Source organism: Haloarcula hispanica ATCC 33960, from assembly GCF_000223905.1.
GTDB lineage: Archaea > Halobacteriota > Halobacteria > Halobacteriales > Haloarculaceae > Haloarcula > Haloarcula hispanica.
In genome coordinates this window covers 2,268,468-2,293,394 of the sequence record NC_015948.1, presented here as the reverse complement: position 1 = coordinate 2,293,394, position 24,927 = coordinate 2,268,468, and the positions used below count along the sequence as shown (strand labels likewise).

Genomic DNA, 24,927 nt, shown 5'->3' with positions numbered 1-24,927 from the left:
ACTAGCCGATTTAATGGTGCAGAATACGGATGTCGGGCTCACACGTCGTCCAGACGGTCGCGGAGGCCGTCCATTTCAACGCTCTCCCAGGCTTCGATGTCGTAGCTCACGTCGAGCAGTGTCTCGACGCGGTCCTCGTCGCCGTTCTTGACGGCCATCACCGCGTCCTCCCGGAAACGGGACTTGACGGCCTCGATGACAGCGTCGCGCGCGAGGTCGCGGGACGGGACGTCCATGATATGCGGGAGGTCGGCCGCGCCGTCGGGCAGGGCCGGGAACGCGACCGGGCCGACTACCAGCAGCGTCTCGTCTGTATCGGCGGCGTGGTCGTCGACGGCGACGAGGTGATACGAGTCGATAGCGCCGTCGATGGCCGCCGCGACCGCGTCCGGGTCGGCGTCGACGCCCTGCTTGAAGGCGAGTTCGCCGCAGGCGTCGACGAGTTCCGCTCTGGTGAGCGAGCCGAAGAGGTCGACGACGCCAGCCAGCTCGTCCGGTTGCAGGTCCATACAGGTGACGCGGCACCGAGCGGCTTCAGCCTTTAGGCTCGGGCTGCGCTCGGCAGGCGACCGTCGAGGTGCAGCGACACCATCGCAACGAGGACGACGAGCAACGCGATTCCCATGCCGCGAAGCAGTGTCGGAAACGTGACGCCGGCATCAAGCAGTCGGCCGACGAGCGCGCTCCCGGGGGCCTGCATCACCATCATTCCCGCGCCGTAGGTGGCGTAGGCGCTCGCGCGGTGGCGGTCCGGGAGCGAGCCGAGCAGGTACGCGTCCACCGCCGGGAAGATGCTGTGGATGACGTAGCCGACGACGACGCTGAACGCGGCCAGCGACCAGAATCCGGTCAGTGACGGGAGCACCAGCACACAGCCGGTAAAGGCCGCCAGAATCGTCAGGAGATACGGAATCGACGGGAGACGGTCGGCCAGCCGACCGCTGACGTAGAAGGCCGGTACGCCGGCGCCGAACGCGAGCAACAGCAGCGTTCGACCTAACCCCGCGGACAGCCCAACGCTCGTGGCGTAGGTGACGTAGAAGTTGAACAGTCCGTTCCAGACCAGGCCCGCGACGCCGATGGTGGCGACGCTGGTGACGATGATGTGCCACTGGGCGCGCGCCGCGCCGAGGAGGTCGCGGTCTTCGCTCCCGGCGTCGGGGAGTTGCGAGCGTCTCGCAATGAGCGTGAACGCGATGGTCACCAGTCCCGCGGCGACCGCTATCCCCTGCAGCGCGGTCCGCCACGTTCCGACGATGAGTACGAACGAGATCAGCGCCGGCGCGCCGACGGCGGCGAGCTGGGAAGCGACCCCATGTTGCCCGAGGGCGCGGCCGGGCCGCTCCGGGTACAGTTCGCTGACCAGCGTGTTCGCCGCAGTCAGGTAGACGCCGCTGGCAAGCCCCATAGTGAACGCGCCGACGAGCAACAACGTCGGGTCGAACGCGAACGCGGTGAACGTCGTCCCGAGCGTCAACACGACACCGGAGCCGAAGATGACCTTCGCCCGCGATATCCGGGTCAGCAGGACGCCGGTGGGAAGCCTCGGGAGGGCGCTCCCGGCCCAGGCCATCGTTGCGAGCAGTCCGAGCGTCGCATCGGACGCACCCGTCGTCGCCCGGATCGGCTCGATAAGTGGTGCAAAGACGACTCTCGCGAGGTTGATGCAGAACACCATCCCCAACAGCGAGCCGAAGATACGGCGACGAGACACGACCGGTGATAGACCGGAAGCCATGAACAACGTTCCGGAACGCCGCCACGGGGTTTTTACACGCGGGTAGCACACTGGCAGGTATGGACTCAGTGAGGAAGGCCCTCCGGGCCGGCGACGTCGAGAAGGACAACTACGGACGGCTCTCCTGTACCAGCTGTGACGAGCCGCTCGCGACGGAGAACGACCCGGACGAGGTCGGGAAAGTGCGCGTCTGCCCCGAGTGCGACGGTAAGTGGAAGGAACTCAGCTAGCTACTCGAAGACGGCGTCGAACGCGTCCGCACCGAGCGGCTCGTACCGACCGGCATCGACGTTCTCCCGGGCGTGCTCGACCGAGCCCGTGCCGACCAGCGAGCAGGTCACGCCCGGCGCGCTGCGTGCGAAGTTGATGGCGCGCTGTGCGCTCGTCTCGCCCGAGAGCTTCGCCGCCACGTCGTCTGGGACCGCTGCGGCCAGCTTGCCCTGCATGATGGATGCGCTGGTGAACACGTCCAGCCCGGCCTCGTGAGCGAACCACAGCGCCGACTGCGCCCCCTCCGCGCCGTCGTGGGATTCGACGGTGAACGCGTCGGCCATCGAGACGTTGAACGGCAACTGAATCGCGCGGAGATGCGTCGCCGCGTTGCCGACCGTCTCTGCCGCGGCGCGTGCGCGCTCGACGACCTCGGGCAGCGAGAGATAGCTGTCGTGGGCAGCGGCCACGCGGAACGCCTCCCACGTCGCGACACCGTAGTGCTCGATGTCGCCGGCTGCAGCGCGCTCCTCCAGTCGCTCGAAGGTTGCCTCTAGCTGGTCGTACACCGCTTCACGGGACTTGGATTTCAGTTGCGTCTCCGGATTGTGGACGTAGTAGAGGTCGATGGTGTCCAGCCCCAGATTCGCGAGCGAGCGGTCGACCTGGTCGTCAATGTAGTCGGGCGCGATGCAATGCTGGCCCGCGACGAGGTCGTCGCGGTCCACGATGCCGGTGTCGAGGTACTCCGACCGGACGAACGCGCCGGGGTCCGCCGGGCGCTCTCCGTCGAACGGGATGAACCCTCCTTTCGTCGCAACGGCAATCGCATCGCGGTCCACCTCGGCGTCCGCGACGGCGTCGCCGACGACCCGCTCGGAGCGCTGGTGACGGTAGTTTATCGCCGTGTCGACGACGTTGATGCCGGATTCGAGTGCCGTCACGATAGCGTCGTGGTAACTCGCGTCCCGCTCGTCGGTCGGGTCGCCGAGGTACGTTCCGATGCCGATGCTGGAGACGACGCCGTCGCCGAACCGCCGGTAGAACGTGCGCGCGAACTCGTCGTGGTCGTCCCGGTACGCCCAGGTCGCCTCCCGTGTGGCCATACCGGGTGTTGGTCGGGCAGTGACAAAAGGACAGAGATTCACTGGAGTCGGCGACAGCGCAGGAGTCGCCTGTCACAGTTCGCCGCTCATCGCATCGAACACCCGCTCGCGGAAATCTTCCCGGGAAACGCCGTTACTGGGGCCGAGGCCGGCCATGTGCTCGACCGGGACCTTGCCGCCGCCCATCCGAGCGTGGCCGCCGCCCTCGGCCATCGGGATATCGTCGACGACGGCCTCTATCGCCCGGCCGATGTGGACGCGGTCGTCCCGCGAGCGCCCGGCGATGCGCATGGTCCCTTTCTTCTCGCCGACAACGACGACCGCCGAGACGCCCTCTAACGTCTCCAGTTCGTCCGCCGCCTGCGGAATCGCGTCCGTGTTCGACACCTCGCCCACATCACTGAACGCGTAGGGCGCTCGCACCTCTCGTTTCCCGATGGCTCGGGATTTCACGTCGAGGACTTCGGCGTCGACCTGCGGGTTCGCGATGCGGTTGAGCAGGTCGCTGTCCATCCCATCGTAGAGGTACGCGGCAGCCGCGAAGTCCTCGGACTTACACCCGTTGGTCAGCGACCGGGTGTCCGACTGGATACCGTACATCAGCCCCGTCGCCAGCGCACAGGGGATGGTCTCTGCCGGTGACGCGTCGATATCGATACCCCCGTTCCCCTGTGTGTCGCTGAACTCGAACTCCAACTGATTGAAGTAGCTCGCGAAGATGGTCGCACAGGCCCCGTAATCGGACCGGATGTCCGTGAACTCGTCCCCGCTGCCGTTGCCGGGATGGTGGTCGATGACGGCGACCGGTTCTATCTCTTCGGCACCGGGGAAGCCGCGTGCCGTGTTGTGGTCGACGAGGACGACTGCCTCGCCGTCGATGTCGTCGACAGTCTCGATGTGGTCGAAATCCAGATCCAGCACCGTCTGGAAGGCCCGGTTCTCCGGGCGGCGTATCTCCCCGGGGTACAGCAACGACGCTGACGTATCAGTGCCGGCGACGAGTTGGTTGACGGCCAGCGCGGAGGCCATCGCGTCCGGGTCCGGGTTCGGGTGCATCAACACCGCGATCCGGTCGTAGCCGGTCAGCGTCCGACGCAGTCGCTCGCCGGGCGTTCGGCTGAGATACCGACGCAACCAGATGCCGGCACCGAGGAGGGCGAGAAGAACCACAGCGACACCAGCGACCAGCAGGGGGTTCTCGCTAGCGAACGCCGCGGCGGCGTCGATCTGGAGTCCGCCGGCGGCAACGCGTGTCATACCACGCTGTTCGCCAGCCTATCAGTAATAAAGTTCGCCCCCGATACAGCTAATTTTGCCGGTATTCCCGGACGGCGTCGCGGTACCCTTCCCGGAATGTCGGGTACTCGAATTCGTATCCCAGTTCGTGGAGCCGGTCGTTCGAGCATCGCTTGCTCGTCTGAATACGGCGCTTCGCCGTCTCCGAGAGGCTGTCGTCGGCCAGTCGTTCCGCCGTCGTCTGTTTCGGCGGGAACGGGACGTCACACTGTTCGGCCAGCCAGTCGGCGAATGCCCACTTCTCGACGGGTTCGTCGTCGACGACCAGCACGACTTCCTCCCGGTGGTCTCCCGTCAGCAGGTGGCGCACGGCCCCGGCCGCGTCGGCCCGGTGGACCATGTTCAGGTAGCCGGCCGTCACCGGTCCCTCCAGGTACCGCTCCAGTCGGTAGCGGTCCGGGCCGTACAGGCCGGCGAAGCGAGCGACCGAGCCGTGGCCGCCGTGTTCCACGGGGCGCTCACGGGCTACGCGCTCTGCTTCGGCCAGTACCTCGGTCTTCTCGGTCTGTGGGTCCAGCCCCGTCTCTTCGTCGACCCACGCGCCGTCGTGGTCGCCGTAGACGCCGGTGCTGGAGGTGTACACCAGTCGCTCGGGCGGGTCCGCCCGCGACCAGAAGTGGTCGATAGCCGTCCGGAGTCCCTCAACGTACACTTCGCGGGCGGCCTCAGCTCCCCTGCCGCCGGAACTCGCGGCGAAGACGAGCCAGTCGGCGTCCGGCACCGCCGACAGCGACTCGGGGTCGGTCACGTCGGCGCGGACCGCTTCGAAGCCGGCGTCCTCTATAGCTGCGATGCCGTCGTCGGACCGGCGAACGCCCACGACCTCGTGGCTGCTCCGCAACTGCCGTCCGAGTTCCAAGCCGACGTAGCCACAGCCTAGAATGGCGACGCGTTCCGTCACCGCTTCTCCCCCTCGATGTAGCTGTGCAGGAGGGCGTACTCGGCCAGTGTTATCGGGTAGCGACCCTCGATTTTCTGCTGGATCTCTTTCGGCTCCAGTTCGTCGTCGATGCCGGAGGCCAGCGATTCTACGTCTATCACGGCTGTCGTCATCCCCATCAGGAGGATGTCCTGCGCTTCGGCCTGCAGCGCGTCGGCGTCCGGCCGGTTCGGGTGGGTCGCCAGGACCGAGACCGCCTCATCGAGCGTTCGGTCGCCGATATCGCTGTCGGCGAACGCTGTCACTGTCGCTTGATCGAGATCGGTCTCGGCGACGATTTCCTCGATGCCGACTGTCTCGACTGTCTCGGCCAGCACAGTGCTGTAGGCCGCCAGTAACTCCTCGTGGGACTGCTCGCCCGCGTCCGGAAACTCGCCTCGAAGCATGGGTGTCGGTATGGCCCCGGGGTATTTCACTTCCGTTATGCGGCCCGGGGTCAGGTACCTGCGTGCGGCCACCCGCTCGATTCCTCCACGGCGGTCCCGCCCTTGTCACCGACCCCGCGCGGTTTGGGCGGTACCACGACGACAACGCCCGTATCGGCGCTGAACGAGACGCGGTCGGCGGTACCCAATCGCTCTGTCGATCCGTCGTCGTCCACGTCGAGCGTGACGTTGTGCCCGTCACGCGCATAGGTGGTCCGTGCGCCTGGCTCCCTCGGCGGGCCGTGACTCGCAGAGACGGCGAACCTGGCGTACTCGCCCTTGACGGTAACCCACCAGATGTTCGCCGTCGCGTACCAGGGGGTGACCGGCGGTGCCAGCGGGAGGCCAGCCGGCAGTTTGTCCGTTCCGAGACGCTTCTTCGCGAACTGCTGGACCTTCTGTTCCCCTGCGTTCGCCAGCGCTTTGCTCAGTTCGTCTTTCGCAACGGACCGTACCGCCGAGGCCGTCCCGTTTGTCGACTCCAGCGTCGGTCTGGTCGCTGGCGTGTCGACTGAGAACAGCGTCAGGCGGAGACGGTCGCGTTCGACCCGCGTGAGGTTCAGCCGGGCACCGGCGACGTGGGCGACCCGTTCCTGCGCGGAGCCGTTGGTCAGCGCCAGCGCTCGGGCCGCCGGTGTGTCCCATGGCGACAGCGCTTCAGTGACAATGGCCTTGCTCTCGCCCTGTTCAGCTTCAGTGTGCTGGGAGACTGCCAGCCAGAGCGTCGTCGTCAGCTCCTCGTTGGCCGCTTCCACCTCCCGCTGGAGCGCATCACGTTCCGAAGCGAGCGTGGCGCTCGACTCGTCTTCGAGGGTTTCGTTCGCGGCTGCGAGTGCGTTCGCTGCCGTTGCAAGGCGCACCCTATCGCCACCCTCGAACGCACCGCCAACGACGGCGTCGGCGGCGTCGCCGTAGGGGACCGTGAACACGTTCGCGTTCCGCGCCACCAGCGGATGCTCGCTTCCGTCCAGCGCGCGATACCGACTCTCGTTCAGTTCGGCCAGCGTCAGATACGGCGTTTGCGTATCGACCCGCGTCCTGACGGGACCGGCCGGACCGACCGGGACCGGGCGTGACCGGGGGACGCGCGTCTCACGGGCCGTCAATCCTTTCCGGAGGGCACGCAGCGACCCCTCGGTGCGTTCCGTTAGCTGTGCGTCGACTCGCTTCCGGTTACTGTCCCGAACCGAGGCCTGCCTATCTAGCTCCGTCAACACTGCATTCAGATAGGTCAGCCGGGCCGCGGCGCGGGCCTTCTGGGCCGTACTGTCGTAGGTGTCCGGCACGGCCGCGAGGTCGGCACGGCGCTGTGCGACCCGCTCCCGAAGTTCCCGCGGGGGATTCGTCTCGAAGGTCCCTACACGTCCGCGCTCGACGGTGACGGTCGTGTTGCGGATTGGCTCCCGTAGAGCCATCAGGTCCCGATACACCCACTCGTGCAGTTCCGGTGGTCGGTCGGCCGTCACCGTCGCTTCCGTCCGGCCCAGGCTGTCGTCGACGACTCGCTCGGCGGTCTCGTCTCTCCCCCCGGCGTGGCCGACGAGCCTGTCCATCGCTTTCGGCTCCACATCGGCGAGGTTCGACCCGTTCAACGGGCTTGCGCTGGCGTCGTGTGCGGTCCGAATCGAGCGGTTCGGTGCCACTGAGCGGCCGTGATGGCGGCCGACGACGGCGACGGTCACGCGATAGCGCGCGGTGCTCGACACAGTCGTGCGCCGACGCACTGACCCGTTCTGCCAGACGGCGGTCCGCGTGTACTGTCGCTCGACGGTCCGGCTGAACGTCTCCAATCTGTGCCAGCCGTCCGGCGTCGCAACACCCCCGCTGGCGTTCCCGACCGCCTCAACGGATGTAGTCGTCCGGTCGGCGACTAGTGTCCACTCGCTGCCCGGCGAGGCCGGCTTCCCCGGCGGCCCCCCGCCCAGTCGGTGCTCGTCGACTTCCAGCGCTACCTCGACGGTGTACGCGTCTTCGAGCGTTTCGTTGAGCGCCGACGGCTCGGTGACGGACCGGAACGCGGTGTCGGCCGTCTCGTTGACGCCGATGGTCATCGAATCCCCCGGGCTCGGACTGGCCGTGGACTTCGGGCGCGGCGGCGTCTCGCTGACCGGTTTGTAGTCGGCCTGATCGAGCACGTCGCTGGAGACAGCGGAACCCCTGCTCCCCCGAACGACGTCTTCGATTCCCGTCATCGCTGTCGCCTCTGTCAGAGCACGACGACCGGCGGGGTCACTCCGCCCGAAGGTCGACCGCTGGACGCCGAGCAGTGCGCCGTTCGTCGCCAGCGAGACGTGCCGGTTCGCGACGACGTTCTCGACGCCTGCGCCGCCGTACTGGGCATATCCTCTCGCCCACGCCATCGGGTACAGCCGCGCTGTCATCCGCTGGCTCAGGCCCGGCTTGTCCAGACCGTTGTTCAACCGCGTCTGGTAGGTTGACACCTGGTCGTGGAGCATGAGCGCCTGGTTCGGAACGACGACGGTCGGCGAAACCCGCCGTGTCGAGACCACCGCTCCGTTGCGCCGAACCGTCAGAACGATATTCTCGACCGTCGCCCGCATCGCGGTCTCGTTCGGCCCGGCGCGTTCGACCGAGACGCGACGTTTCGCAGCCCGGAGGTCGCTCGCGTTAGAAACCGTCGGCAAACTGGCGGTCACGGTCACGTCACCGCTTCGGCCGGTGACGCGCTCCAGTCGGTCCGCAACCCGGAGATAGGCGCGGATTCTGAGCGAGTCCCGGAACGCCGTCGAGCCGTTCAGCACCCGGCCAGTGGGCGTATCGGCCGGCGTGACGACCGGGTTCGCGGCCGCCTGCCGGCCGGCCGTCGAGACGCCGTCCCGCACGGCGACCTGCGTCTCCGCCGTGGCCTGATTCAGCGCCCGCTCGACGGCTGTTTCGCTCGGGGCCGGCTCGCTAACGAACGTCGGGGCCAGCGTGAGGCTGCTTACCAGAAGGAGGACGCCGAGCAACGCGAACGGGATCCGGCCGCGGGTGTCGTCCCTCACGGAGACCACGTCCTGACAGTTACGCGGACACGGCTCACTCGAACGGCGCGGGCGGCGTCCGCTGGCGAGTCGTACCGCGACCGCATGTCGGTCCGAAGCCGGGCGGCGAGCGCCGCGGTCAGGTCGCGGTTCATTTCTGTCGCCGATTGCTGCTCAACGGCAACGCTCGCCCCCGTCAGGTCGGCCATGCGCTCGTACCGCGCGGCCAGCAGCACGTCCGAGGGGTAGTCGCCACGGAGAGCGTACCGCGACTGTGTCGGCGGGAACAGCCCGTCGACGACGCTCCGAGCTACGACCGTCGCCACGCCGTCGTAGCCGCCTGTCTTTGCTGCTTCACGGGCCGGCTCCGAGACGGCCTCCATCCCGCTCGGAACTGTTACCGTCGCCGCCCGAACGTCCACGCTGTCAGGGGGCCGGTCGCCGACACGGTACTCGCCGCTGACTGGCGCACCGGGATACGGTGCCCAGGTGACACGGACGGACGTTCGATGCCCGCGGCTGTGGAGTCTGTCACGCGTTGCCGCAGCGACTCGTGACTCGAAGTCCGTGCCGGCGCTCGATACCCGTTCGCCGTCCACGGTGACACCGCTCATCGCCGCCTCACCGAGCAGTTCCGCGACGGTCCCGTGACTCGTCCGCTGCCGTCGCGTGGCGTGGTCGGGTGGCCTGTGGCGGTCGGACGGTGGGACGAGCAAATCGTACTCGACGCTCGCGGTGCTCGTCGCCAGCGCCGACGCTTGCTCGGCCGCAGGGTTTGGGGTTGCTACCGGCTTTTCCACCCCGACACCGCTCACGAGAGTCCCTGCGGCCGCACCGACGAGCAGAAGAAACACCGTCACGTCGGCGACGGCGCTCATGGCTCGGGTCATCGCCACACCCGAACGGTGAGCGTTCCCCGGCGGACTGCCCCCGGCCCGACCTGCACGCTCACTGTTCTGGTTTCGGTGTCGGCGCTGCTCGGTGGCTTCTGGCCACTGCTCCATCGCCCGCCAGCCGTCGCCGTGATGGTCGCGTTCCCGTGGTAATTCGCCGGCACTGCATCGAGCGCGGTGTCGAGCGCGCCGGGCTGAACGATGCCGGCCGACGAGAGCCGCTGTTCCACAGCATCGGCGGTCGGGGTGGCGATATTGCGGTCGTCGTCGAGCGTTCCGAATGCTTCGTCTACTACGCCGGCGTACAGCGCCACGCCGAGCGTGACGGCGAAGACGGCGACGAGTGCGGCCAGCGGCTCCGTCGTCGCTCTATCCGACGATGGTGACATCGGTCCCTCCCCAGGCGACGTGCCTGACCGTCAGTCGGTCGGGGGCCGGTCGCCACCCGTCGTCACCGGCCCGAGTTTGGCGGGTGTCCCGACGGAAGGCGTCGGGCGAGTCGTACACCGCCTTCGGTCGCTCACCGTTCAACACAGCCTGTAGCCGGTCGGTCCGCGCCGGGACAGCCGCTCGGATCAGTCGTGCGGTGGCTGTCCCGCCGTCGTTGCGAAGGCGGAGGTCACGCCCGTTAAACCGCCACTCCGTAGCGACGACTCGTCGGTGTGCGACGGACCCGGGCGGGCTGGTGGTGACCTCATCGATAGTTGCGGCTGTCGCCGTCGCGTCCGGCGGTGCGGTCGTCGGCAGGCCGACGACGACGCCAAGAACGGCCACGCTCACCGTTCCCAGACCGACCCAGAGGTACAGCGTATCGACGTACGTCTCGAACATAGAACGGCCTGGCCGCGGCCTCCGATTTAAACACTCAGACCAGCAGCCCGGTAGCGACCACGGCGACGAGGAAGGTGGCCGTGGCCGACAGGAGCGCCAGACCGGTTCGGTAGCCGACGAGCGCCCGGTCGAGGCCCCGGTGCAGGCCCGTCGACAGCGCCGTCAACAGGACAGCCAGGACGAGAACGTACCAGCCGACGACCGGGCCCAGCAGCGCGCTCGAAATAGTGCTGAACTGCTCGCCGCCGCCCATCGACCCGGCCAGCGCAACCGTCGCGCCGCCGATCAGCGGACCGAACAGCGCGGCCGTGTTCGACAGCGTTTCGGTTATTTGCGAGAGGTCACGACGCGTCTCACGCTCGATGGTGCGGAGCGCATCCAGATGCTCACCCATCGTCGTCACTGACGGTCCCGCTGGTGGCCCGATTGTTGCGGCTGTATCCAGCAGTGTCGCCACCCGACGGGCCCGATGGCTCGGAACATCAGCGAGCGCGCCGCCGGGACCCAGAAACGCCCCCTCGACACTGGTGCCGAGACGCTCCTGACGCGCGACGGCGGCTTCGATGACGGCGCTGGTCGGTTCGGGAGTCTCGTCGACAGCCTCGACGAGCGCGGCTTCGACTGACTGGCCGCGGCCCAGCCGTCGACCGACGGCAGACAGCGTGTCGGGGAGGCCCGCTTCGATGTCGGTGACACGGGCCCGGACCTCGGCGACGGGTCGGTAGTAGCTGACGAGCGCGCTCCCGACGCCGGCCCCGAGTGCCCCGATAGGAGACGCCCACGCAGCGACGAGCGCGCCGGCAAGGAGCCACCCCCCGATTCCGGCGACGATGCCGACCACAACTGACGGGAGTGCCGATGCCGGCACGTCCGGGTGGCTTCGCGGGATTGTCGCCGGCGGGAACGCGACCGGTCGCCGGCCCAGGAGCCAGCAACAGGCGACCAACAGTGCGCCGGGCAAGACCACGACGTAGGTCCCGACCAGCACAGGGGCGGTCACTGGCACACCCGCGGCAGCGGCGGCGGGCAACAGCGACGCCATCGCCAGCGGTAGGAGCACACCGAACGCGTACAGGCCGGTCGCTGGGCCGCGGAGCGAGGCCGCGAAGGCCGCCATCTCGTCGCGCGTCCCGTCGAGGATGCATCGCCGCGCGCGTTCGAGGACCTCGGGCCGTTCCTCGGCTGGGGCCGCCGTCGCGTTCTCGACCAGTCCGACTGCGCGTTCGAGCGCCGGGAACCGGTCGCTCCAGGCCGCCGCGAACGTTCCCAGACCGCTCCGTGGCGTGCCCGCGGCTCGCTGTCGATGGTGTTGCAGCCGTGTGGCGAGCAGGCCGTTTCCGGCCCGTCCGGCGAACGCCGCCGCCCGCTCAGCACTGGGCCACAGCGTTGCGCCGAGCACCAGTGTCGTGACGAGCGACGGCGCGGTCCCCAGCGCTCGAATCCGCTTTGCTTCGGCGGCGAACGGCACGCCGTACCGTCCCAGCGCCGCGACGCTCAGGGACAGAGCAAGGAGTCCGAGGCTGACAGTCGTCGCCAGCAGTCCGGTCACCGTCACAGCGGCGAGCAGTGCGAGCAGGGAGCCACACACCGAAACGGCGTAGCTCGCCGTCAGCAGTGCTTCAGGCGGGGCCGAAACCGAGAGCAGCCGACACGCTCGCCGGTAGTCGTCTGGTACCTCGATAGTGTCAGGATAGGTCGCACCGACCGCGGTTGTGAGCGGTGCGGCTGGTGCCGTGCTCGCGCTGTCGCCGGAGTCGTCTGAACCGCTGGCGTGTCTCACGGCTGGGCCTCGTCTGTGGGCGGTTCGTTCCCGCGTGTCTCGACAGCCACTGACTCCTCGAATCGTTCGGTTCGCGCCTCGATAGTGTCGCGTACCTCAGCATAGGACTCGCCGGGTGCGGCGAGCGACTCCACCAGACGGCTGCTACCCCGCTCTAAGCGACCGGTGGCTGTCGCTGTCGGCCCATTGCGCTCATAGAGCATCTCGAAAGAAACGTCGTCGCCGTGGGAGACGATTTCCGCGACAGATGCGATGCCGCGGCCGTGCTCCGACGCGGGCGGAGCCAGCGTCACCACGAGGTCCGTCGCAGCGAACGACTGCACCGGGACGCCGAGGTCAGACACCAGCCGTTCCCGAACCGCTTCGGGGCCGTTGCCGTGAATCGTCCCGAGGACGGCCCCGTCGCCGCCACCGACACGCATCGCCTCGTAGAGAACGCTGGCCTCCTCGCCGCGGACCTCCCCAACGGCGAGCGCGCCCTCGCCGAGCCGGAGCGCGGTCCGCAGGGCTTCCGTGGCGTCGACCGACGGCCCCTCTCCGCTGGCGGTCCGAAGCGCCTGTACGTCCCGGCCGTCGGACTGCAGTGACGACGCCGGCAGTTCGGGCGTGTCCTCGATGAGTAGCGTCCGGACCTCGTGGGGGAGTTCCCAGAGCAACGCCCCGAGTGTCGTCGTCTTGCCCGCACCGCGGGGGCCGGCGACGAGGCAGGCCCCGCCGCGCTCCGCGGCGACGGAGAGCAGCCCGGCGACGGCTGTCGGCATCGTCCCGTTGTCGACGAAGTCGGCCAGTCGCCACACGTCGCTGTCGTGGGCGCGAAAGGCGAAGGCGAGGCCGTCGCTGACCGGTTCGCTCACGCCAGCGACGCGAATCTGTCGGTCAGCCACCGTCGCCGTTGCATCGAGCGTCGGGCTCGCTCGCGAGAACGCCCGGCCGCTCGACCGTCTGAACGTCGACGCCAGCGTGTTCGCGCCCGCCGGCGTCAGGCGGACATTCGTTCGCATCGTCTCGCCGTCACAACGCACTCGGAGCCGGGTATCACTCACTGGGGCTGTCGCGAACACGTCGGACACCCGCTGATCGGCGAAGATATCTTCCAGAATCCCGAGCCCGCCCGTGTGTTTCTCCAGCACGGCACCGACAGCGGTTGCCGTCGTACTGTCGCCGGCCACCGCGGTAGCTGCGTCGTACGGGTGACAGCCGCCGTCAGCGGCAGCGGTGGCGACTCGCCCGTACGCTTCGACGAGCGTCTCCATCGTGTCCGCGTCGAACCGCTGTTCGCGGGGCTCGATATGATACATCGGCAGGTGGTCGCTGCGCGTGTCGTATCGCCGAACGACGGCCTCTGTCGGGAGCGTTTGCTGGTCCCGGAGAGCCGCAGCCGCCGGCGGCGCTGCGCCGACGCGGGCGTCGCTAATCGTTGGCCCAGTGTATGCAGTGAGCGCCTGCTCGCTGGTATCGAAGCCTTCTGTGGCGACCGCCAACCCGGTCTCCGCCGCCAGGTCAGCGACCGGCCCCGCTCGGCCGACTGCCTCCGCGGCGGCAGCGACGGGGTCCCGGCGAGCGCGGTCTGCGAGGCGGTCGTCCAGCGAGGCGACTCTGGTCGCGAACCGGCCAGCCGCGGTGAGTACCGCCGCCGCCCGGTCGACGTACACTCGCTCCTGTCCTGCTTGCTCCGTGACGACGGTATCGATACCGGTCAACGAGAGCGAATCGACGACCGTCGCCCGGCAGTCAGCCGACGCGGCGAGGTCACCACCGACCGGACACTGGTCCGCCGTCACTACCAGCCGCTCACCCTCGATTGCCGTTTCACAGCGGCAGTCCGACGCCGATGACCCGAAGAGCCACTCACGCATGGTCGTTCCTCGCCGCGGCTTCGGACTTAAACCGATGGACCCGCAGCACCCGCTGGCTGTCCGACCGCGTCAAGACGAACACGAGTCGATGTGTACCGGGTTCGTCGAGCCGGTCGGTCGACGCCGTCGTTTGGATCGGGATACCGACCAGCCGCTCGGTCCGCTTCCGGGACTCGACTGTCCAGGTCGCGACGCCAACACCGGCCCGCTCGGCGAACTGCAGTCGACTGACGCCGGCGTTCGTGTAGCTCCGCGGGGGGAGTCGTATCTCCACTGCACGCCGCGCGTCGCCGTTCGCCGTCGCGTCGTCAGTCTCGACTAAAGTGGTCAATTCGGCCCCCAGTTCGTCCAGTTGACGCTCCATGGCACCACTGGCTGCGTCTGCTCGGGCCGTCGATAGCGCTGGCGCTGTTGCACCGACAAGTGCGGTCATGACCGCGACGGCGAGAACCAGCCGGTATATCACAGCAGCGCACGGATACGTCCGATAACGCCCGCGTCAGTGGTCTCGTCGTCGGGATCACCGCCGTCGGTGATGGCGGAGAAATCGGTCGGTTTCCCGGTCGTGGCGTTCGCTTCTGTGTGCTCGCCGCTATCCGACAAGCCTGGATGGCCTTGTACCGCCTCCGCCCGTAACTGGTCGGTCCCCGCCGCTGATGGGTCAGATGCCGACGGCGATGCCAGTTCCTCGTCGAGTCGGACTTCCAGTCGGTCGGTCGCCGCCAGCGCCGCGTCGGCGCGTTGCTCGACATCTTCGTTGACCGCGCGGATGTTCCCCACGTAGCCGCGGAGGGCCTGCGTGGCGGCTTCGAGCTCCGCCGTCCGCTCGTCGATGTCGTCGATTCGCTGCTCAACGGAGTCCACGCGGCTTTCCAACTCAGCGAGTTCCGTCACCTCCGGGAACTCAGTCGTTCCGTCCGTGACCGCGCGTTCGACCGTGCGGAGCCGTTCGGCCAGCGTCTCGATATCTGTCATGCCCGTCCCTGGTCGCGTGTTAGTATTTGAATGCTCGGACGGGGGACTGCGGGAAGCGTACCGGCTGCTGCCAGCAAGTGCTCGTCCCGCCTCACCCGCCGAGGATGAACAGCGCGAGGACGACGGAAATGAGCAGGGTTGCCAGAATCAGTAGCGCGACGATTGTGACCGGGGAGAGCGCGTTGTCGTCGGATCGGAGTGCGCGTAGAGACATTGTGGAGGCCATCCGACAGTGGATTTTCGTCCTGTACCACCGGGACTGGGCTGTTAGTTCTATCGAACCGGTTACGTCACCAAACTGTACGCTTTTTCAATCGGTTCGAGTTGAACGGGTTCTCGAACGCGCCATCAACTGACCCGGAGCCAGCAAACGTTTATTTCGGATGCCGTGGCCACGCCGTTCTATGGCCGATAGCGACCAGGTGAAAGCGGCACTCGCGGCACTCGCTGACGGGGAGGCCGACAACAGCGACGACGGAGGCGGGACGATGGGAATAGCCGACGGAGAGGGCGACTGTAGCGCAGGCCGGATTGGAACCCACGATACAGGCGGCAACGCCGACTATCGGACAGTCATTGGGCGAGCGACCCAGGCGACCGACGATTTAGACGAGGCGGTCGCCTTCGTCGAGACGTTCGGTGTCGGGCGACTCGAAGCGGCCGTCGCACAGGCCGAACACGAAGTGAGCGGGCTGGCCGACGAGGGTCGGGCGGCTCTGCGAGCGTTCCGGCGGTACCGGGACGCCGCGGCGGGGCCCAGCGATGGGTCGTAGCCACCGGGTCGACCACTTTCACTGCGGTCACGATACCCCTTTAGGTGGCGCTGGCTTACGGATGGGCAAATGACACGGGTGATACACACCGGCGATACCCACGTCGGGTATCAGCAGTACAACGTCCCCGACCGACGGGACGACTTCCTCGATGCGTTCCGGCAGGTGGTCCGAGACGCCATCGCGGACGACGCCGACGCCGTCGTCCACGCCGGTGACCTGTTCCACGACCGCCGTCCGGCGCTGGCTGATATCATGGGCACGCTGACCGTTCTCGAAGAACTCTCCGAAGCCGATGTTCCGTTTCTCGCCGTCGTGGGTAACCATGAAGCCAAACGGGACGCCCAGTGGCTCGATTTGTACGAGTCGCTGGGCTTGGCGACGCGGCTCGACGACGAGCCGACGGTCGTCGGCGACACCGCCTTCTACGGCCTCGATTTCGTCCCGCGCTCGCAGCGCGACGACCTCGACTATGACTTCGCCGCCCACGACGCCGACAGCGCCGCGCTGGTCACTCACGGCCTGTTCCAGCCCTTCGACTACGGCGACTGGGACGCCGAAGAAATCCTGGCCGAGTCGTCGGTGACCTTCGACGCGATGTTGCTCGGCGACAACCACGACCCCGGCAAACAGCAGGTCGAGGACGCCTGGGTCACCTACTGCGGGTCGACCGAGCGCGCGAGCGCGAGTGAACGAGAGGACCGCGGCTACAATATCGTCACCTTCGACGATGAGGTCCGTATCACTCGCCGCGGCCTCGACACCCGCGAGTTCGTCTTCGTCGACGTTGACCTCGGCCCCGAAGAGGGTGTCGAACGGGTCCGGAGCCGCGTCGGCCAGCACGACCTGGAGGACGCCGTCGTCATCGTCTCTATCAGCGGCGACGGCGACCCAGTGACCCCAGCCAGCGTCGAATCGTTCGCGCTTGACCGAGGGGCGCTCGTGGCTCGCGTCACCGACCACCGGGAAATCACGGCCGAGGAGCAAGAAACGGATATCAGCTTCGCCGACCCCGACGACGCCGTCACCGAGCGCGTCCGCGACCTCGGACTGAGTGAGGCCGCCCACGACATCGACGAGACCATTCGCGCCTCGAAGGTCGCCGATGCGAACGTCAAAGACGAGGTCGAACGGCACGTTCGTGAACTGCTCTCTAAGGGTTCAGACGCCCTCGCAGCCGACGCTGAGACGGCCGCGAGCGATGGAGCAGACAGCACAGATGCGGCCGCAAGCACGGACGAGGACGATACTGAAGACGGAGCGGCGGTGAACGAGGCCGACGGCACAGACGACGATGGCCAGGCGAGCGTCGAGGAGTTCCTTTAATGGAGGGTCGACAATGAAATTCGAACGCGTCAAACTATCCAACTTCAAGTGCTACGACGATGCTGACCTGCGACTGGACAACGGCGTGACCGTCATCCACGGGCTCAACGGGAGCGGGAAGTCCTCCCTGCTGGAGGCCTGTTTCTTCGCGCTGTACGGCTCGAAAGCGCTGGACGAAAACCTCGGTGACGTGGTCACCATCGGGGCCGACGACTGTACTGTCGAACTGTGGTTCTCCCACGCCGGCGGCGACTACCACCTCACGCGCCGGGTCCGCGCGACCGGAGCGCAGCCGACAACGGCGAAATGCGTTCTGGAGACGCCCGAGGGGAACTACGAAGGCGCGCGCGATGTGCGCCGACGCGTTACGGAACTCCTGCGGATGGACAGCGAGGCGTTCGTCAACTGCGCCTACGTCCGTCAGGGCGAGGTGAACAAACTCATCAACGCCTCCCCCGGCGACCGGCAGGATATGCTCGACGACCTCCTGCAACTCGGGAAACTGGAGGCGTACCGCGAGCGGGCCAGCGATGCCCGCGTCGGCGTCGGCCGCGTGCGCGATGACAAACAGGGGGCACTCTCACAACTCGACGAGCAGATTCAGGAGAAAGAGGAGAAAGAGCTTCACGAGCGCCTGAACAGTTTGGAAACGCAGGAATCCAATCTGCAGGACGAGATCGAGCACATCGAGGACCAGAAGGCCACCGCCGAGGAGACGCTCACCCAGGCCGAGTCCGTCCTCGAAGAGTACGAAGAGAAACGCGACGAACTGTCGACCCTCGAAGCCGACATCGAGGATCTGGAAGCGACTATCACCGAGACGGAGACGGAACGAACCGAGCTCAAAGAGCAGATCAGCGACCTGCAGGACCACCGGGAGTCGCTACGGGAGGAGCTCTCGGAAACGGTGGCCGAAACAGACCTCGACAGCGCAGAGCCGGACCCGGACACCGTCGACGCGCGACTCGACGAACTGCAGTCCCGCGACGACGACCTGCAGAGCCGAATCGAGGACCAGCGCGTGGACGCGAAGGAACACAGCAGCACCGCCGACGCGCTGGCCGAGAGCGCCACCGACCTCGAATCGCGGGCCGAGGACAAGCGCGAGGAGGCCGACGAACTGGAAGCCGATCTCGAAGCGGCGCGGGAGACCATCGCCGAGCGCCGCGAACAGATCAGCGACATCGATGACCAGACCGCTGACCTCGAAGCCGAGTTCGAGAATGGGCCGACCAGCCGCGAGGAGGCACAGTCGTACAAGGAATCCGTCGCCAGTGACCTCGAAGAGGCCCGGAAGCGGGTAACCGAACTGGAGACGAAGCTAAAGAACGAGCGGGAGTCACTCGAAGAAGCCGAGGCGCTGCTGGAGGCCGGCAAGTGCCCCGAATGCGGGCAGGACGTGGCCGAGTCGCCCCACGTCGACTCCATCGAGGACGACCGCGAGCGGATATCGGAGCTGGAGGCCACGCTTACCGACGCCCGCGAGGACGTCGAAGCCCTAGAGTCGAAACACGAGACGGCGAAAGCGCTGGTCGAGACTGCCGACGAGCTATCGACGCTCGAAAACAACCGCTCGAATATCGTCCAACTCGTCGAGGAGAAGGAGAACGGGCTGGACGCGGATCAGGAGCGCATCGAGACGCTTCGCAAGGAAGCAGCGGACCACGAGTCCGAGGCCGAGACGAAACGCGAGAAGGCGGCCGAGGCCCGCGAACAGGCCGAGGACTGCCGTTCGGTCGTCGCCGAATGCAACCAGGAGCGCCAGCAGGTCAAGCAGTCAATTGAGCGCCTAGAGCGGGTCGAAGACCTCCTTGGGAACATCGACGACTGCGACGACGACATCGAGCGCCTGCGCGAGAAGCGCAGTCAGCAAGCCGAACTGAACGACCAGCGCCGCGAACAGCTCGCGGAGAAGCGCGAGCGCAAGCAGGACCTGGCTGAGTCGTTCGACGAGGACCGTATCGAAGAAGCGAGAAGTGAGAAGCAGCGCGCGAAAAAGTACATCGAGCAGGCCGAGGAAGCACTGGCGGAGAAACGCGAAAAGCGCGACGAACTCCAGAACGCCATCGGCGGCGTCACAAACGAGATCGAGGAGCTGGAGTCGCTACGGGAGCGCCGCGAGGACCTCGAAGCGACCCTAGAGAAACTCGAAACGCTGTACGAGGAGACAGAGGAACTACAGGAAATGTACGGCACACTTCGGGCGGAACTGCGCCAGCGCAACGTCGAAACGCTCGAACGGATGCTCAATCAGACGTTCGATCTGGTGTATCAGAACGATTCCTATTCCCACATCGAACTCGACGGGCAGTACCAGCTGACGGTGTATCAAAAGGACGGCGAGCCGCTGGAGCCCGAACAGCTCTCCGGCGGCGAGCGGGCGCTGTTCAACCTCAGCCTGCGGTGTGCCATCTACCGGTTGCTCGCGGAGGGTATCGAAGGCGCAGCGCCGATGCCCCCGCTCATCCTCGACGAGCCGACGGTGTTTCTGGACTCGGGCCACGTCACGCAACTGCTTGACCTCGTGGAGTACATGCGCGATGAGGTCGGCGTCGAGCAGATTCTCGTGGTCAGCCACGACGAAGAACTGGTCGGTGCGGCGGACGACCTCGTCCGCGTTGAGAAAGACGCCACGACCAACCGCTCACGGGTCGAGCAGGTCGAAGCGACGGTCGCAGAACTGGCCTGAGCCTGGTGCGCGGTAGTGACTTGCCCTCAGTCCCGAAGCTGAGCGAGCCCGTCGCTGGCAGTCTCAGTTGTGTCGTACCCTCGCTGGCCGTGGACCGTCGCTTCGACGAGCAGGCCGGCGGCGCGGAACTCGGCCAGCAGGCCGTGGAGGTCGCTCTCACAGAGGTCGTAGGCCGAAAGCAGCTCTGCCACGGAGACCGGCCCACGCTCGTCGAGTTCCACGAGCAGGCCAAGTGCCTGGTCGTCGTGGGCCGCTGTGAGGACGCGACGAGCGGCGTCGGGAACCGCTGCGGCGGCCGTGGCCAGCGGTGACTCACCCTCGATGGGTTCGAGATCGGCGTTCGGGATGTGGCGCTGCTCGCCGGTTTCGGGGTCCCGGACCAGACTCGACTCGGTGGACTCCTTCAGCAGTAAGTAACGCGTGCCGTCGTTGTCCCGCACAGTACGCATATGGCCGTCCGTAGCTGATCGGGCCGGTTAGCCGTTGTGGTCGCCCGACTCCGCGCTGTCAGGCTGGGTATCCGTTGTCTCGGCTGTTTCGCCCTCGTCGTCGTCCGATTTGCGCTCCCGCTCGAACTTCACGTACCGAAACGTTCCGTAGCCGAAGGCGATGACACCGACGAGGAAGATCCGTATCCCGAGGTCGACCTGCCCCTCGAAGTAGGCCAGCATCGGCCCGAGCGAGAGGGCCAGCAGCGCGACGTTGAACACGATAACGAGCCTGACGAACAGGCCCGTGGCCTCGCCATCGTAATCGCTGTCTGACGGCGAGGGTACGTCCGGGCCGAGGCTCTCCGGATCGAACTCAGCGGGTTCGTGCTCGCTCTTTTCGGAGAGAACCCCCGGGCTCTGGTTGGGGTCGTCCTCGCCGGGGATATCCATCACAGGCGCATTACGTCGTCCGGCAAATAAAAGGACTCTGTGTCAGGCGATCTCCTGTAAGGTGAGCGCCGTATCGGTCTGCAGCCACGCGAGAGGGTTCTCGGCGTCGTAAAACACTGTCCCCTCCTCGGTCTCGTAGGTCTCGGTCGTCTGGATGGCGTCCGGGAGCGCCGGCTCCGACCGCAGTTCTTCGGACCTATCCGCCTCGCCGTGGGGGGATGCGTGGTGCGACATTGGCCGTCAAACTTGGGTATGGTACTCGATGTCATATACTTTCTGCCTGTGGCAATACCCCGTCGACCGCCGGTGTTTTTATGCGGCATCTCGAAACAAGGCCAAGAATGAGTGACGGGACCCAGGGCACGCTGGGGGATTTCGAGCAAGACGCGGATGAGGACCGCCCGGTCGCCGACGAAGCGGCGGCCATCGCGGGCAACGGTGGGAGTGACACCGGCGGGACGAGCGTCGTCGACATCGACGAGCGCCAGTTCCCGCCGGTCGAGGAGACCGTCGAGTTCGTCGTCACGCAGGTCGATTACACCATCGAAGGGCAGGGCGACGACGAGTTCCCGGTCGTCCACGTCTTCGGGCGTACCGACGACAACGAACCGATCCACGCGCGGGTCTTCGATTTCAAGCCGTACTTCTACGCGCCGACCGACAGCGTCACTGAGGACGAACTCCGCCAGTACGACAGCATCACCGACTGGAAAGCGGCCGACGAGGACGGCGAGCCCTACGAGTCGATTCGCGGCGAGCGCCTGACGAAGATATTCGGCCAGACGCCCCGCGACGTGGGCCAAATTCGTGACGACTTCGACCACTACGAGGCGGACATCCTCTTTCCTAACCGCCTGCTCATCGACAAGGACATCACGAGCGGCGTGCGCGTCCCCGCCCGCGAACTCGACGACGGCAGCCTGAAAGTCCATCACGAGGAGATAACGCCGGTCGAAGCCCACGCCGAGCCGCGGGTCAACACCTTCGACATCGAGGTAGACGACCGCCACGGCTTCCCCGAGGACGGCGAGGAGCCGATCATCTGTCTCACCTCCCACGACTCCTACCGCGACGAATACGTCGTCTGGCTGTACGAGTCCCCCGACGGCATCAACGGTCCCGAGGCGCTGGCCGGCTACGAGCCGATTCGGGAAGATTTCGAGGCCGACGTTCGGGTTTTCGACGAGGAGGAGGCCATGCTGGAGGCCTTTGTCGACTACATCGTCGACACGGACCCTGACGTGCTGACTGGCTGGAACTTCGACGACTTCGACGCGCCGTACTTCCTCGACCGGCTGGAGGAACTCCAGAGCTACAACCACGACTTCGACCTCCAGATAGACCGCCTCTCGCGGGTCGACGAGGTCTGGCGCTCGGGCTGGGGCGGCCCGGACATCAAGGGCCGGGTCGTCTTCGACCTTCTCTATGCCTACAAGCGCACCCAGTTCACCGAACTCGAATCCTACCGGCTCGACGCCGTCGGCGAGCAGGAACTCGGCGTCGGCAAGGAACGCTACACCGGCGACATCGGCGATCTCTGGGAACAGGACCCCGAGCAGCTACTGGAGTACAACCTCCGGGACGTGGAGCTGTGTGTCGAACTCGACCGCGAGCAGGACATCATCGACTTCTGGGACGAAGTCCGTACCTTCGTCGGCTGCAAACTGGAAGACGCCACCACGCCCGGCGACGCCGTCGACATGTACGTCCTCCACAAGCTCCACGGCGAGTTCGCGCTCCCCTCGAAAGGCCAACAGGAGAGCGAGGACTACGAGGGCGGGGCCGTGTTCGACCCCATCACCGGCGTTCGTGAAAATGTCACGGTTCTAGACTTGAAATCATTGTACCCGATGTGCATGGTGACGACTAACGCCAGCCCGGAGACAAAGGTCGACCCCGATGCCTACGACGGCGACACCTACCGCGCGCCCAACGGCACCCACTTTCGGAAAGAACCGGACGGCGTCATCCGGGAGATGGTCGACGAACTCCTGTCAGAACGAGAGGAAAAGAAGACCAAGCGAAATGAATTCGATCCCGAAAACCCGGATTATGGGCGCTTAGACCGCCAGCAAGCGGCAGTTAAGGTGATAATGAACTCGTTATACGGCGTTTTGGGATGGGATCGCTTCCGCCTCTACGACAAGGAGATGGGAGCCGCCGTTACCGCCACCGGTCGCGAGGTCATCGACTACACCGACGAAGTCGTTGCCGACGAGGGGTACGAGGTCGTCTACGGCGACACCGACTCCGTCATGCTCCAGCTTGGCGATGTGGGTCCCAACGACGTAGAAGGCGACGTCGAAATCACCGACGAGATGCGCGAGAAGCACCCCGAAATGGGTGACGACGAACTCGAACTCATCGCCACGACCATTCAGAAAGGGTTCGAGCTGGAGGAGACGATCAACGCCTCTTACGACGAGTTCGCGATGGAGCAGCTCAACGCCGAGTTCCACCGCTTCGAGATCGAGTTCGAGAAGCTCTACCGGCGGTTCTTCCAGGCGGGGAAAAAGAAGCGCTACGCGGGCAACATCGTCTGGAAGGAGGGCAAGCACGTCGACGACATCGACATCACGGGCTTCGAGTACCAGCGCTCGGATATCGCCCCCATCACCAAACGGGTCCAGAAAGAGGTCATCGACCGCATCGTCCGCGGTGAGGATGCCGAGTCCATCAAGCAGTATGTCAGCGATGTTATCGAGGATTATCAGGACGGCAACGTCAACTACGACGACGTGGGCATTCCCGGCGGCATCGGGAAGAAACTCGACAACTACGACACCGACACCGCACAGGTCCGGGGCGCGAAGTACGCCAACCTCCTGCTGGGGACGAATTTCCAGAGCGGGTCGAAGCCAAAGCGGCTGTATCTCGACCGAGTCCACTCGGATTTCTTCCAGCGAATCGAGGACGAGGAGGGGCTGGACCCCCAGCGGGACCCGCTGTACGGCGAGTTCCGACGGGACCCCGACGTGATCTGCTTCGAGTACGCGGACCAGATTCCCGAGGAGTTCGAAATCGACTGGGACAAGATGCTCGATAAGACGCTGAAAGGCCCGATTGCTCGGATTCTGGAAGCCATGGATATCTCTTGGGAGGAGGTCAAGTCCGGTCAGGAACAGACGGGACTCGGGAGCTTCATGTAACCCACAGAATACGGGCAATTACCTCTACGAGAAATATTGTTTCCATATGAAGAAGTTGAGTTCACAGCAATGCGAAAGCTTCATGGGTGAAACGTACCTTCTTTCGGTTGACCTAAGAGATACCTATGGCTAAACTCGAAATCAACAATCTCCACGCAGAAGTCGCAGAAGAGGACGGTGAGACGATTCTCCGCGGTGTCGACCTCGAAGTCGAGTCCGGTGAGATCCACGCGCTGATGGGTCCCAACGGCTCGGGGAAGTCGACGACGGCGAAGATCATCGCCGGCCACCCCGCCTACGAGGTAACCGACGGGGAAGTGCTCATCCACCTCGACGAGAACGAGTTCGGTGACGAGGCAATCCCGGAGGACCTCCGCACCTGGAACCTGCTCGACCTCGAACCGAACGAGCGCGCCGCGCTCGGCATCTTCCTCGGCTTCCAGTACCCGGCCGAGATCGAGGGCGTCACGATGGTGAACTTCCTCCGCACCGCGCTCAACGCCAAGCTCGAAGAGCGCGAGGAACTCTTCGAGGATGACGACGAAGAAGCGGAAGCCGACGCAGAGGGCGGCGACACCAACGAGGACGCCGCCGGCTACGACACCTCCCCGATGGAAGGCAACGTCGAAGAGGGCGAAATCGGCGTCGCCGAGTTCCAGGAGATCCTCCAGGAGAAGATGGAGCAGCTAGATATGGACGAGAAGTTCGCGTCCCGGTATCTCAACGCCGGCTTCTCGGGCGGCGAGAAGAAGCAAAACGAAGTCCTTCAGGCCGCGATCCTCGAGCCCTCCGTTGCCGTGCTCGACGAGATCGACTCCGGGCTGGACATCGACCGACTGCAGGACGTCTCCAACGGCATCAACGCGCTCCGTGACGAGCAGGGCGCGGGCATCCTCCAGATCACCCACTACCAGCGCATCCTCGACTACGTCGAACCCGACCACGTCCACGTAATGCTCGACGGCCAGATCGCCACCTCCGGCGGTGCCGAACTCGCCGAAAAGCTCGAAGACGAAGGGTACGACTGGGTCCGAGAGGAAGCCTACGAGGCCGCGTAACGCCCTTCCGTACACAG

General features: G+C 66.1%; 24 protein-coding genes. 6 read left to right on the top strand and 18 right to left on the bottom strand.

The window, feature by feature from the left end:
- Positions 1–38: 38 nt before the first annotated feature.
- Both HAH_RS11530 and HAH_RS11525 read right to left on the bottom strand, forming a co-directional pair.
- Positions 39–509, bottom strand: a complete 471-nt coding sequence (locus HAH_RS11530) for a DUF7109 family protein (RefSeq protein ID WP_014041070.1) — start codon at positions 507–509, stop codon at positions 39–41.
- A gap of 32 nt (positions 510–541) precedes the next feature.
- Positions 542–1,678: an MFS transporter gene (locus HAH_RS11525; protein WP_044951980.1), complete on the bottom strand. Its 1,137-nt coding sequence runs from the start codon at positions 1,676–1,678 to the stop codon at positions 542–544.
- 119 nt (positions 1,679–1,797) lie between these two features.
- Between HAH_RS11525 and HAH_RS19985 the strand changes: the two genes are divergently transcribed.
- On the top strand, positions 1,798–1,968 hold the full coding sequence (locus tag HAH_RS19985; protein WP_004517187.1) for an HVO_0758 family zinc finger protein: 171 nt from the start codon (positions 1,798–1,800) through the stop codon (positions 1,966–1,968).
- Here the strand turns inward: HAH_RS19985 and HAH_RS11520 are convergent, their stop codons facing one another.
- The 13 genes from HAH_RS11520 to HAH_RS20325 form a co-directional block, all read right to left on the bottom strand.
- Positions 1,969–3,054: an aldo/keto reductase gene (locus HAH_RS11520; protein WP_014041068.1), complete on the bottom strand. Its 1,086-nt coding sequence runs from the start codon at positions 3,052–3,054 to the stop codon at positions 1,969–1,971.
- A 72-nt stretch (positions 3,055–3,126) separates the two neighbouring features.
- Positions 3,127–4,311, bottom strand: coding sequence for a DHH family phosphoesterase (locus tag HAH_RS11515; protein ID WP_014041067.1), 1,185 nt, complete (start codon positions 4,309–4,311; stop codon positions 3,127–3,129).
- Positions 4,312–4,360: 49 nt separating this feature from the next.
- On the bottom strand, positions 4,361–5,251 hold the full coding sequence (locus tag HAH_RS11510) for an SDR family oxidoreductase (protein ID WP_014041066.1): 891 nt from the start codon (positions 5,249–5,251) through the stop codon (positions 4,361–4,363).
- Positions 5,248–5,676 (bottom strand): DUF5791 family protein, encoded by a 429-nt coding sequence (locus HAH_RS11505; RefSeq protein ID WP_014041065.1) that lies wholly within the window; start codon positions 5,674–5,676, stop codon positions 5,248–5,250. The genes HAH_RS11510 and HAH_RS11505 overlap by 4 nt, the downstream gene beginning before the upstream one ends.
- Positions 5,677–5,726: 50 nt before the next feature.
- Positions 5,727–8,729 carry a DUF7286 family protein gene (locus tag HAH_RS11500; protein ID WP_014041064.1) on the bottom strand — a complete coding sequence of 1,001 codons (3,003 nt, stop codon included), beginning with the start codon at positions 8,727–8,729 and terminating at the stop codon, positions 5,727–5,729.
- Positions 8,717–9,577 carry a DUF7284 family protein gene (locus tag HAH_RS11495; RefSeq protein WP_044951978.1) on the bottom strand — a complete coding sequence of 287 codons (861 nt, stop codon included), beginning with the start codon at positions 9,575–9,577 and terminating at the stop codon, positions 8,717–8,719. The genes HAH_RS11500 and HAH_RS11495 overlap by 13 nt, the downstream gene beginning before the upstream one ends.
- An 8-nt stretch (positions 9,578–9,585) precedes the next feature.
- Positions 9,586–9,981: a DUF7285 family protein gene (locus tag HAH_RS11490; protein WP_014041062.1), complete on the bottom strand. Its 396-nt coding sequence runs from the start codon at positions 9,979–9,981 to the stop codon at positions 9,586–9,588.
- Positions 9,962–10,423: a DUF7283 family protein gene (locus HAH_RS11485; RefSeq protein WP_014041061.1), complete on the bottom strand. Its 462-nt coding sequence runs from the start codon at positions 10,421–10,423 to the stop codon at positions 9,962–9,964. The genes HAH_RS11490 and HAH_RS11485 overlap by 20 nt, the downstream gene beginning before the upstream one ends.
- A gap of 34 nt (positions 10,424–10,457) precedes the next feature.
- On the bottom strand, positions 10,458–12,203 hold the full coding sequence (locus tag HAH_RS11480) for a type II secretion system F family protein (RefSeq protein ID WP_014041060.1): 1,746 nt from the start codon (positions 12,201–12,203) through the stop codon (positions 10,458–10,460).
- Positions 12,200–14,059: an ATPase, T2SS/T4P/T4SS family gene (locus HAH_RS11475; RefSeq protein WP_014041059.1), complete on the bottom strand. Its 1,860-nt coding sequence runs from the start codon at positions 14,057–14,059 to the stop codon at positions 12,200–12,202. The genes HAH_RS11480 and HAH_RS11475 overlap by 4 nt, the downstream gene beginning before the upstream one ends.
- Entirely contained in the window at positions 14,052–14,525 is a 474-nt protein-coding gene (locus HAH_RS11470) for a DUF7311 family protein (protein ID WP_023843383.1), read from the bottom strand. The genes HAH_RS11475 and HAH_RS11470 overlap by 8 nt, the downstream gene beginning before the upstream one ends.
- Positions 14,522–15,034 (bottom strand): DUF7310 family coiled-coil domain-containing protein, encoded by a 513-nt coding sequence (locus tag HAH_RS11465; RefSeq protein ID WP_014041057.1) that lies wholly within the window; start codon positions 15,032–15,034, stop codon positions 14,522–14,524. The genes HAH_RS11470 and HAH_RS11465 overlap by 4 nt, the downstream gene beginning before the upstream one ends.
- Before the next feature lie 91 nt (positions 15,035–15,125).
- Entirely contained in the window at positions 15,126–15,248 is a 123-nt protein-coding gene (locus tag HAH_RS20325; protein WP_023843382.1) for a hypothetical protein, read from the bottom strand.
- Positions 15,249–15,438: 190 nt separating this feature from the next.
- Between HAH_RS20325 and HAH_RS11460 the strand changes: the two genes are divergently transcribed.
- The 3 genes from HAH_RS11460 to rad50 all read left to right on the top strand — a co-directional run bounded on the left by HAH_RS11460 (position 15,439) and on the right by rad50 (position 19,822).
- Positions 15,439–15,807: a hypothetical protein gene (locus tag HAH_RS11460; RefSeq protein ID WP_014041055.1), complete on the top strand. Its 369-nt coding sequence runs from the start codon at positions 15,439–15,441 to the stop codon at positions 15,805–15,807.
- A gap of 69 nt (positions 15,808–15,876) precedes the next feature.
- Positions 15,877–17,133 carry a DNA double-strand break repair protein Mre11 gene (gene mre11, locus HAH_RS11455; RefSeq protein ID WP_014041054.1) on the top strand — a complete coding sequence of 419 codons (1,257 nt, stop codon included), beginning with the start codon at positions 15,877–15,879 and terminating at the stop codon, positions 17,131–17,133.
- 13 nt (positions 17,134–17,146) lie between these two features.
- Entirely contained in the window at positions 17,147–19,822 is a 2,676-nt protein-coding gene (rad50, locus tag HAH_RS11450) for a DNA double-strand break repair ATPase Rad50 (protein WP_014041053.1), read from the top strand.
- Between the two features lie 26 nt (positions 19,823–19,848).
- On the opposite strand, the gene HAH_RS11445 is transcribed toward rad50, so the two are convergent.
- Genes HAH_RS11445 through HAH_RS11435 form a run of 3 tightly spaced genes read right to left on the bottom strand, consistent with a single transcriptional unit; the run spans position 19,849 to position 20,937 of the window.
- Positions 19,849–20,271, bottom strand: coding sequence for a DUF7346 family protein (locus tag HAH_RS11445; RefSeq protein ID WP_014041052.1), 423 nt, complete (start codon positions 20,269–20,271; stop codon positions 19,849–19,851).
- 27 nt (positions 20,272–20,298) lie between these two features.
- On the bottom strand, positions 20,299–20,703 hold the full coding sequence (locus HAH_RS11440) for a DUF7322 domain-containing protein (RefSeq protein ID WP_044951976.1): 405 nt from the start codon (positions 20,701–20,703) through the stop codon (positions 20,299–20,301).
- 42 nt (positions 20,704–20,745) lie between these two features.
- Complete coding sequence (locus HAH_RS11435; protein ID WP_004517169.1) at positions 20,746–20,937, bottom strand: DUF7331 family protein; 192 nt, start codon at positions 20,935–20,937, stop codon at positions 20,746–20,748.
- 107 nt (positions 20,938–21,044) lie between these two features.
- Here HAH_RS11435 and HAH_RS11430 point away from each other — a divergent pair, with 107 nt between their 5' ends.
- Together HAH_RS11430 and HAH_RS11425 are read left to right on the top strand one after the other, a co-directional pair.
- Positions 21,045–23,852 (top strand): DNA-directed DNA polymerase, encoded by a 2,808-nt coding sequence (locus HAH_RS11430; protein ID WP_014041050.1) that lies wholly within the window; start codon positions 21,045–21,047, stop codon positions 23,850–23,852.
- A 125-nt stretch (positions 23,853–23,977) separates the two neighbouring features.
- On the top strand, positions 23,978–24,910 hold the full coding sequence (locus tag HAH_RS11425; RefSeq protein ID WP_014041049.1) for an ABC transporter ATP-binding protein: 933 nt from the start codon (positions 23,978–23,980) through the stop codon (positions 24,908–24,910).
- Positions 24,911–24,927: the final 17 nt, after the last annotated feature.

What these genes read in the sequence shown, in the direction of transcription:
- HAH_RS11530 (WP_014041070.1), bottom strand. Translation starts at nt 509, where the DNA reads ATGGACCTGCAACCGGACGAGCTGGCTGGCGTCGTCGACCTCTTCGGC.
- HAH_RS11525 (WP_044951980.1), bottom strand. Translation starts at nt 1,678, where the DNA reads ATGGTGTTCTGCATCAACCTCGCGAGAGTCGTCTTTGCACCACTTATC.
- HAH_RS19985 (WP_004517187.1), top strand. Translation starts at nt 1,798, where the DNA reads ATGGACTCAGTGAGGAAGGCCCTCCGGGCCGGCGACGTCGAGAAGGAC.
- HAH_RS11520 (WP_014041068.1), bottom strand. Translation starts at nt 3,054, where the DNA reads ATGGCCACACGGGAGGCGACCTGGGCGTACCGGGACGACCACGACGAG.
- HAH_RS11515 (WP_014041067.1), bottom strand. Translation starts at nt 4,311, where the DNA reads ATGACACGCGTTGCCGCCGGCGGACTCCAGATCGACGCCGCCGCGGCG.
- HAH_RS11505 (WP_014041065.1), bottom strand. Translation starts at nt 5,676, where the DNA reads ATGCTTCGAGGCGAGTTTCCGGACGCGGGCGAGCAGTCCCACGAGGAG.
- HAH_RS11495 (WP_044951978.1), bottom strand. Translation starts at nt 9,577, where the DNA reads ATGAGCGCCGTCGCCGACGTGACGGTGTTTCTTCTGCTCGTCGGTGCG.
- HAH_RS11490 (WP_014041062.1), bottom strand. Translation starts at nt 9,981, where the DNA reads ATGTCACCATCGTCGGATAGAGCGACGACGGAGCCGCTGGCCGCACTC.
- HAH_RS11485 (WP_014041061.1), bottom strand. Translation starts at nt 10,423, where the DNA reads ATGTTCGAGACGTACGTCGATACGCTGTACCTCTGGGTCGGTCTGGGA.
- HAH_RS11475 (WP_014041059.1), bottom strand. Translation starts at nt 14,059, where the DNA reads ATGCGTGAGTGGCTCTTCGGGTCATCGGCGTCGGACTGCCGCTGTGAA.
- HAH_RS11465 (WP_014041057.1), bottom strand. Translation starts at nt 15,034, where the DNA reads ATGACAGATATCGAGACGCTGGCCGAACGGCTCCGCACGGTCGAACGC.
- HAH_RS20325 (WP_023843382.1), bottom strand. Translation starts at nt 15,248, where the DNA reads ATGTCTCTACGCGCACTCCGATCCGACGACAACGCGCTCTCCCCGGTC.
- HAH_RS11460 (WP_014041055.1), top strand. Translation starts at nt 15,439, where the DNA reads ATGGCCGATAGCGACCAGGTGAAAGCGGCACTCGCGGCACTCGCTGAC.
- mre11 (WP_014041054.1), top strand. Translation starts at nt 15,877, where the DNA reads ATGACACGGGTGATACACACCGGCGATACCCACGTCGGGTATCAGCAG.
- rad50 (WP_014041053.1), top strand. Translation starts at nt 17,147, where the DNA reads ATGAAATTCGAACGCGTCAAACTATCCAACTTCAAGTGCTACGACGAT.
- HAH_RS11445 (WP_014041052.1), bottom strand. Translation starts at nt 20,271, where the DNA reads ATGCGTACTGTGCGGGACAACGACGGCACGCGTTACTTACTGCTGAAG.
- HAH_RS11440 (WP_044951976.1), bottom strand. Translation starts at nt 20,703, where the DNA reads ATGGATATCCCCGGCGAGGACGACCCCAACCAGAGCCCGGGGGTTCTC.
- HAH_RS11435 (WP_004517169.1), bottom strand. Translation starts at nt 20,937, where the DNA reads ATGTCGCACCACGCATCCCCCCACGGCGAGGCGGATAGGTCCGAAGAA.
- HAH_RS11430 (WP_014041050.1), top strand. Translation starts at nt 21,045, where the DNA reads ATGAGTGACGGGACCCAGGGCACGCTGGGGGATTTCGAGCAAGACGCG.
- HAH_RS11425 (WP_014041049.1), top strand. Translation starts at nt 23,978, where the DNA reads ATGGCTAAACTCGAAATCAACAATCTCCACGCAGAAGTCGCAGAAGAG.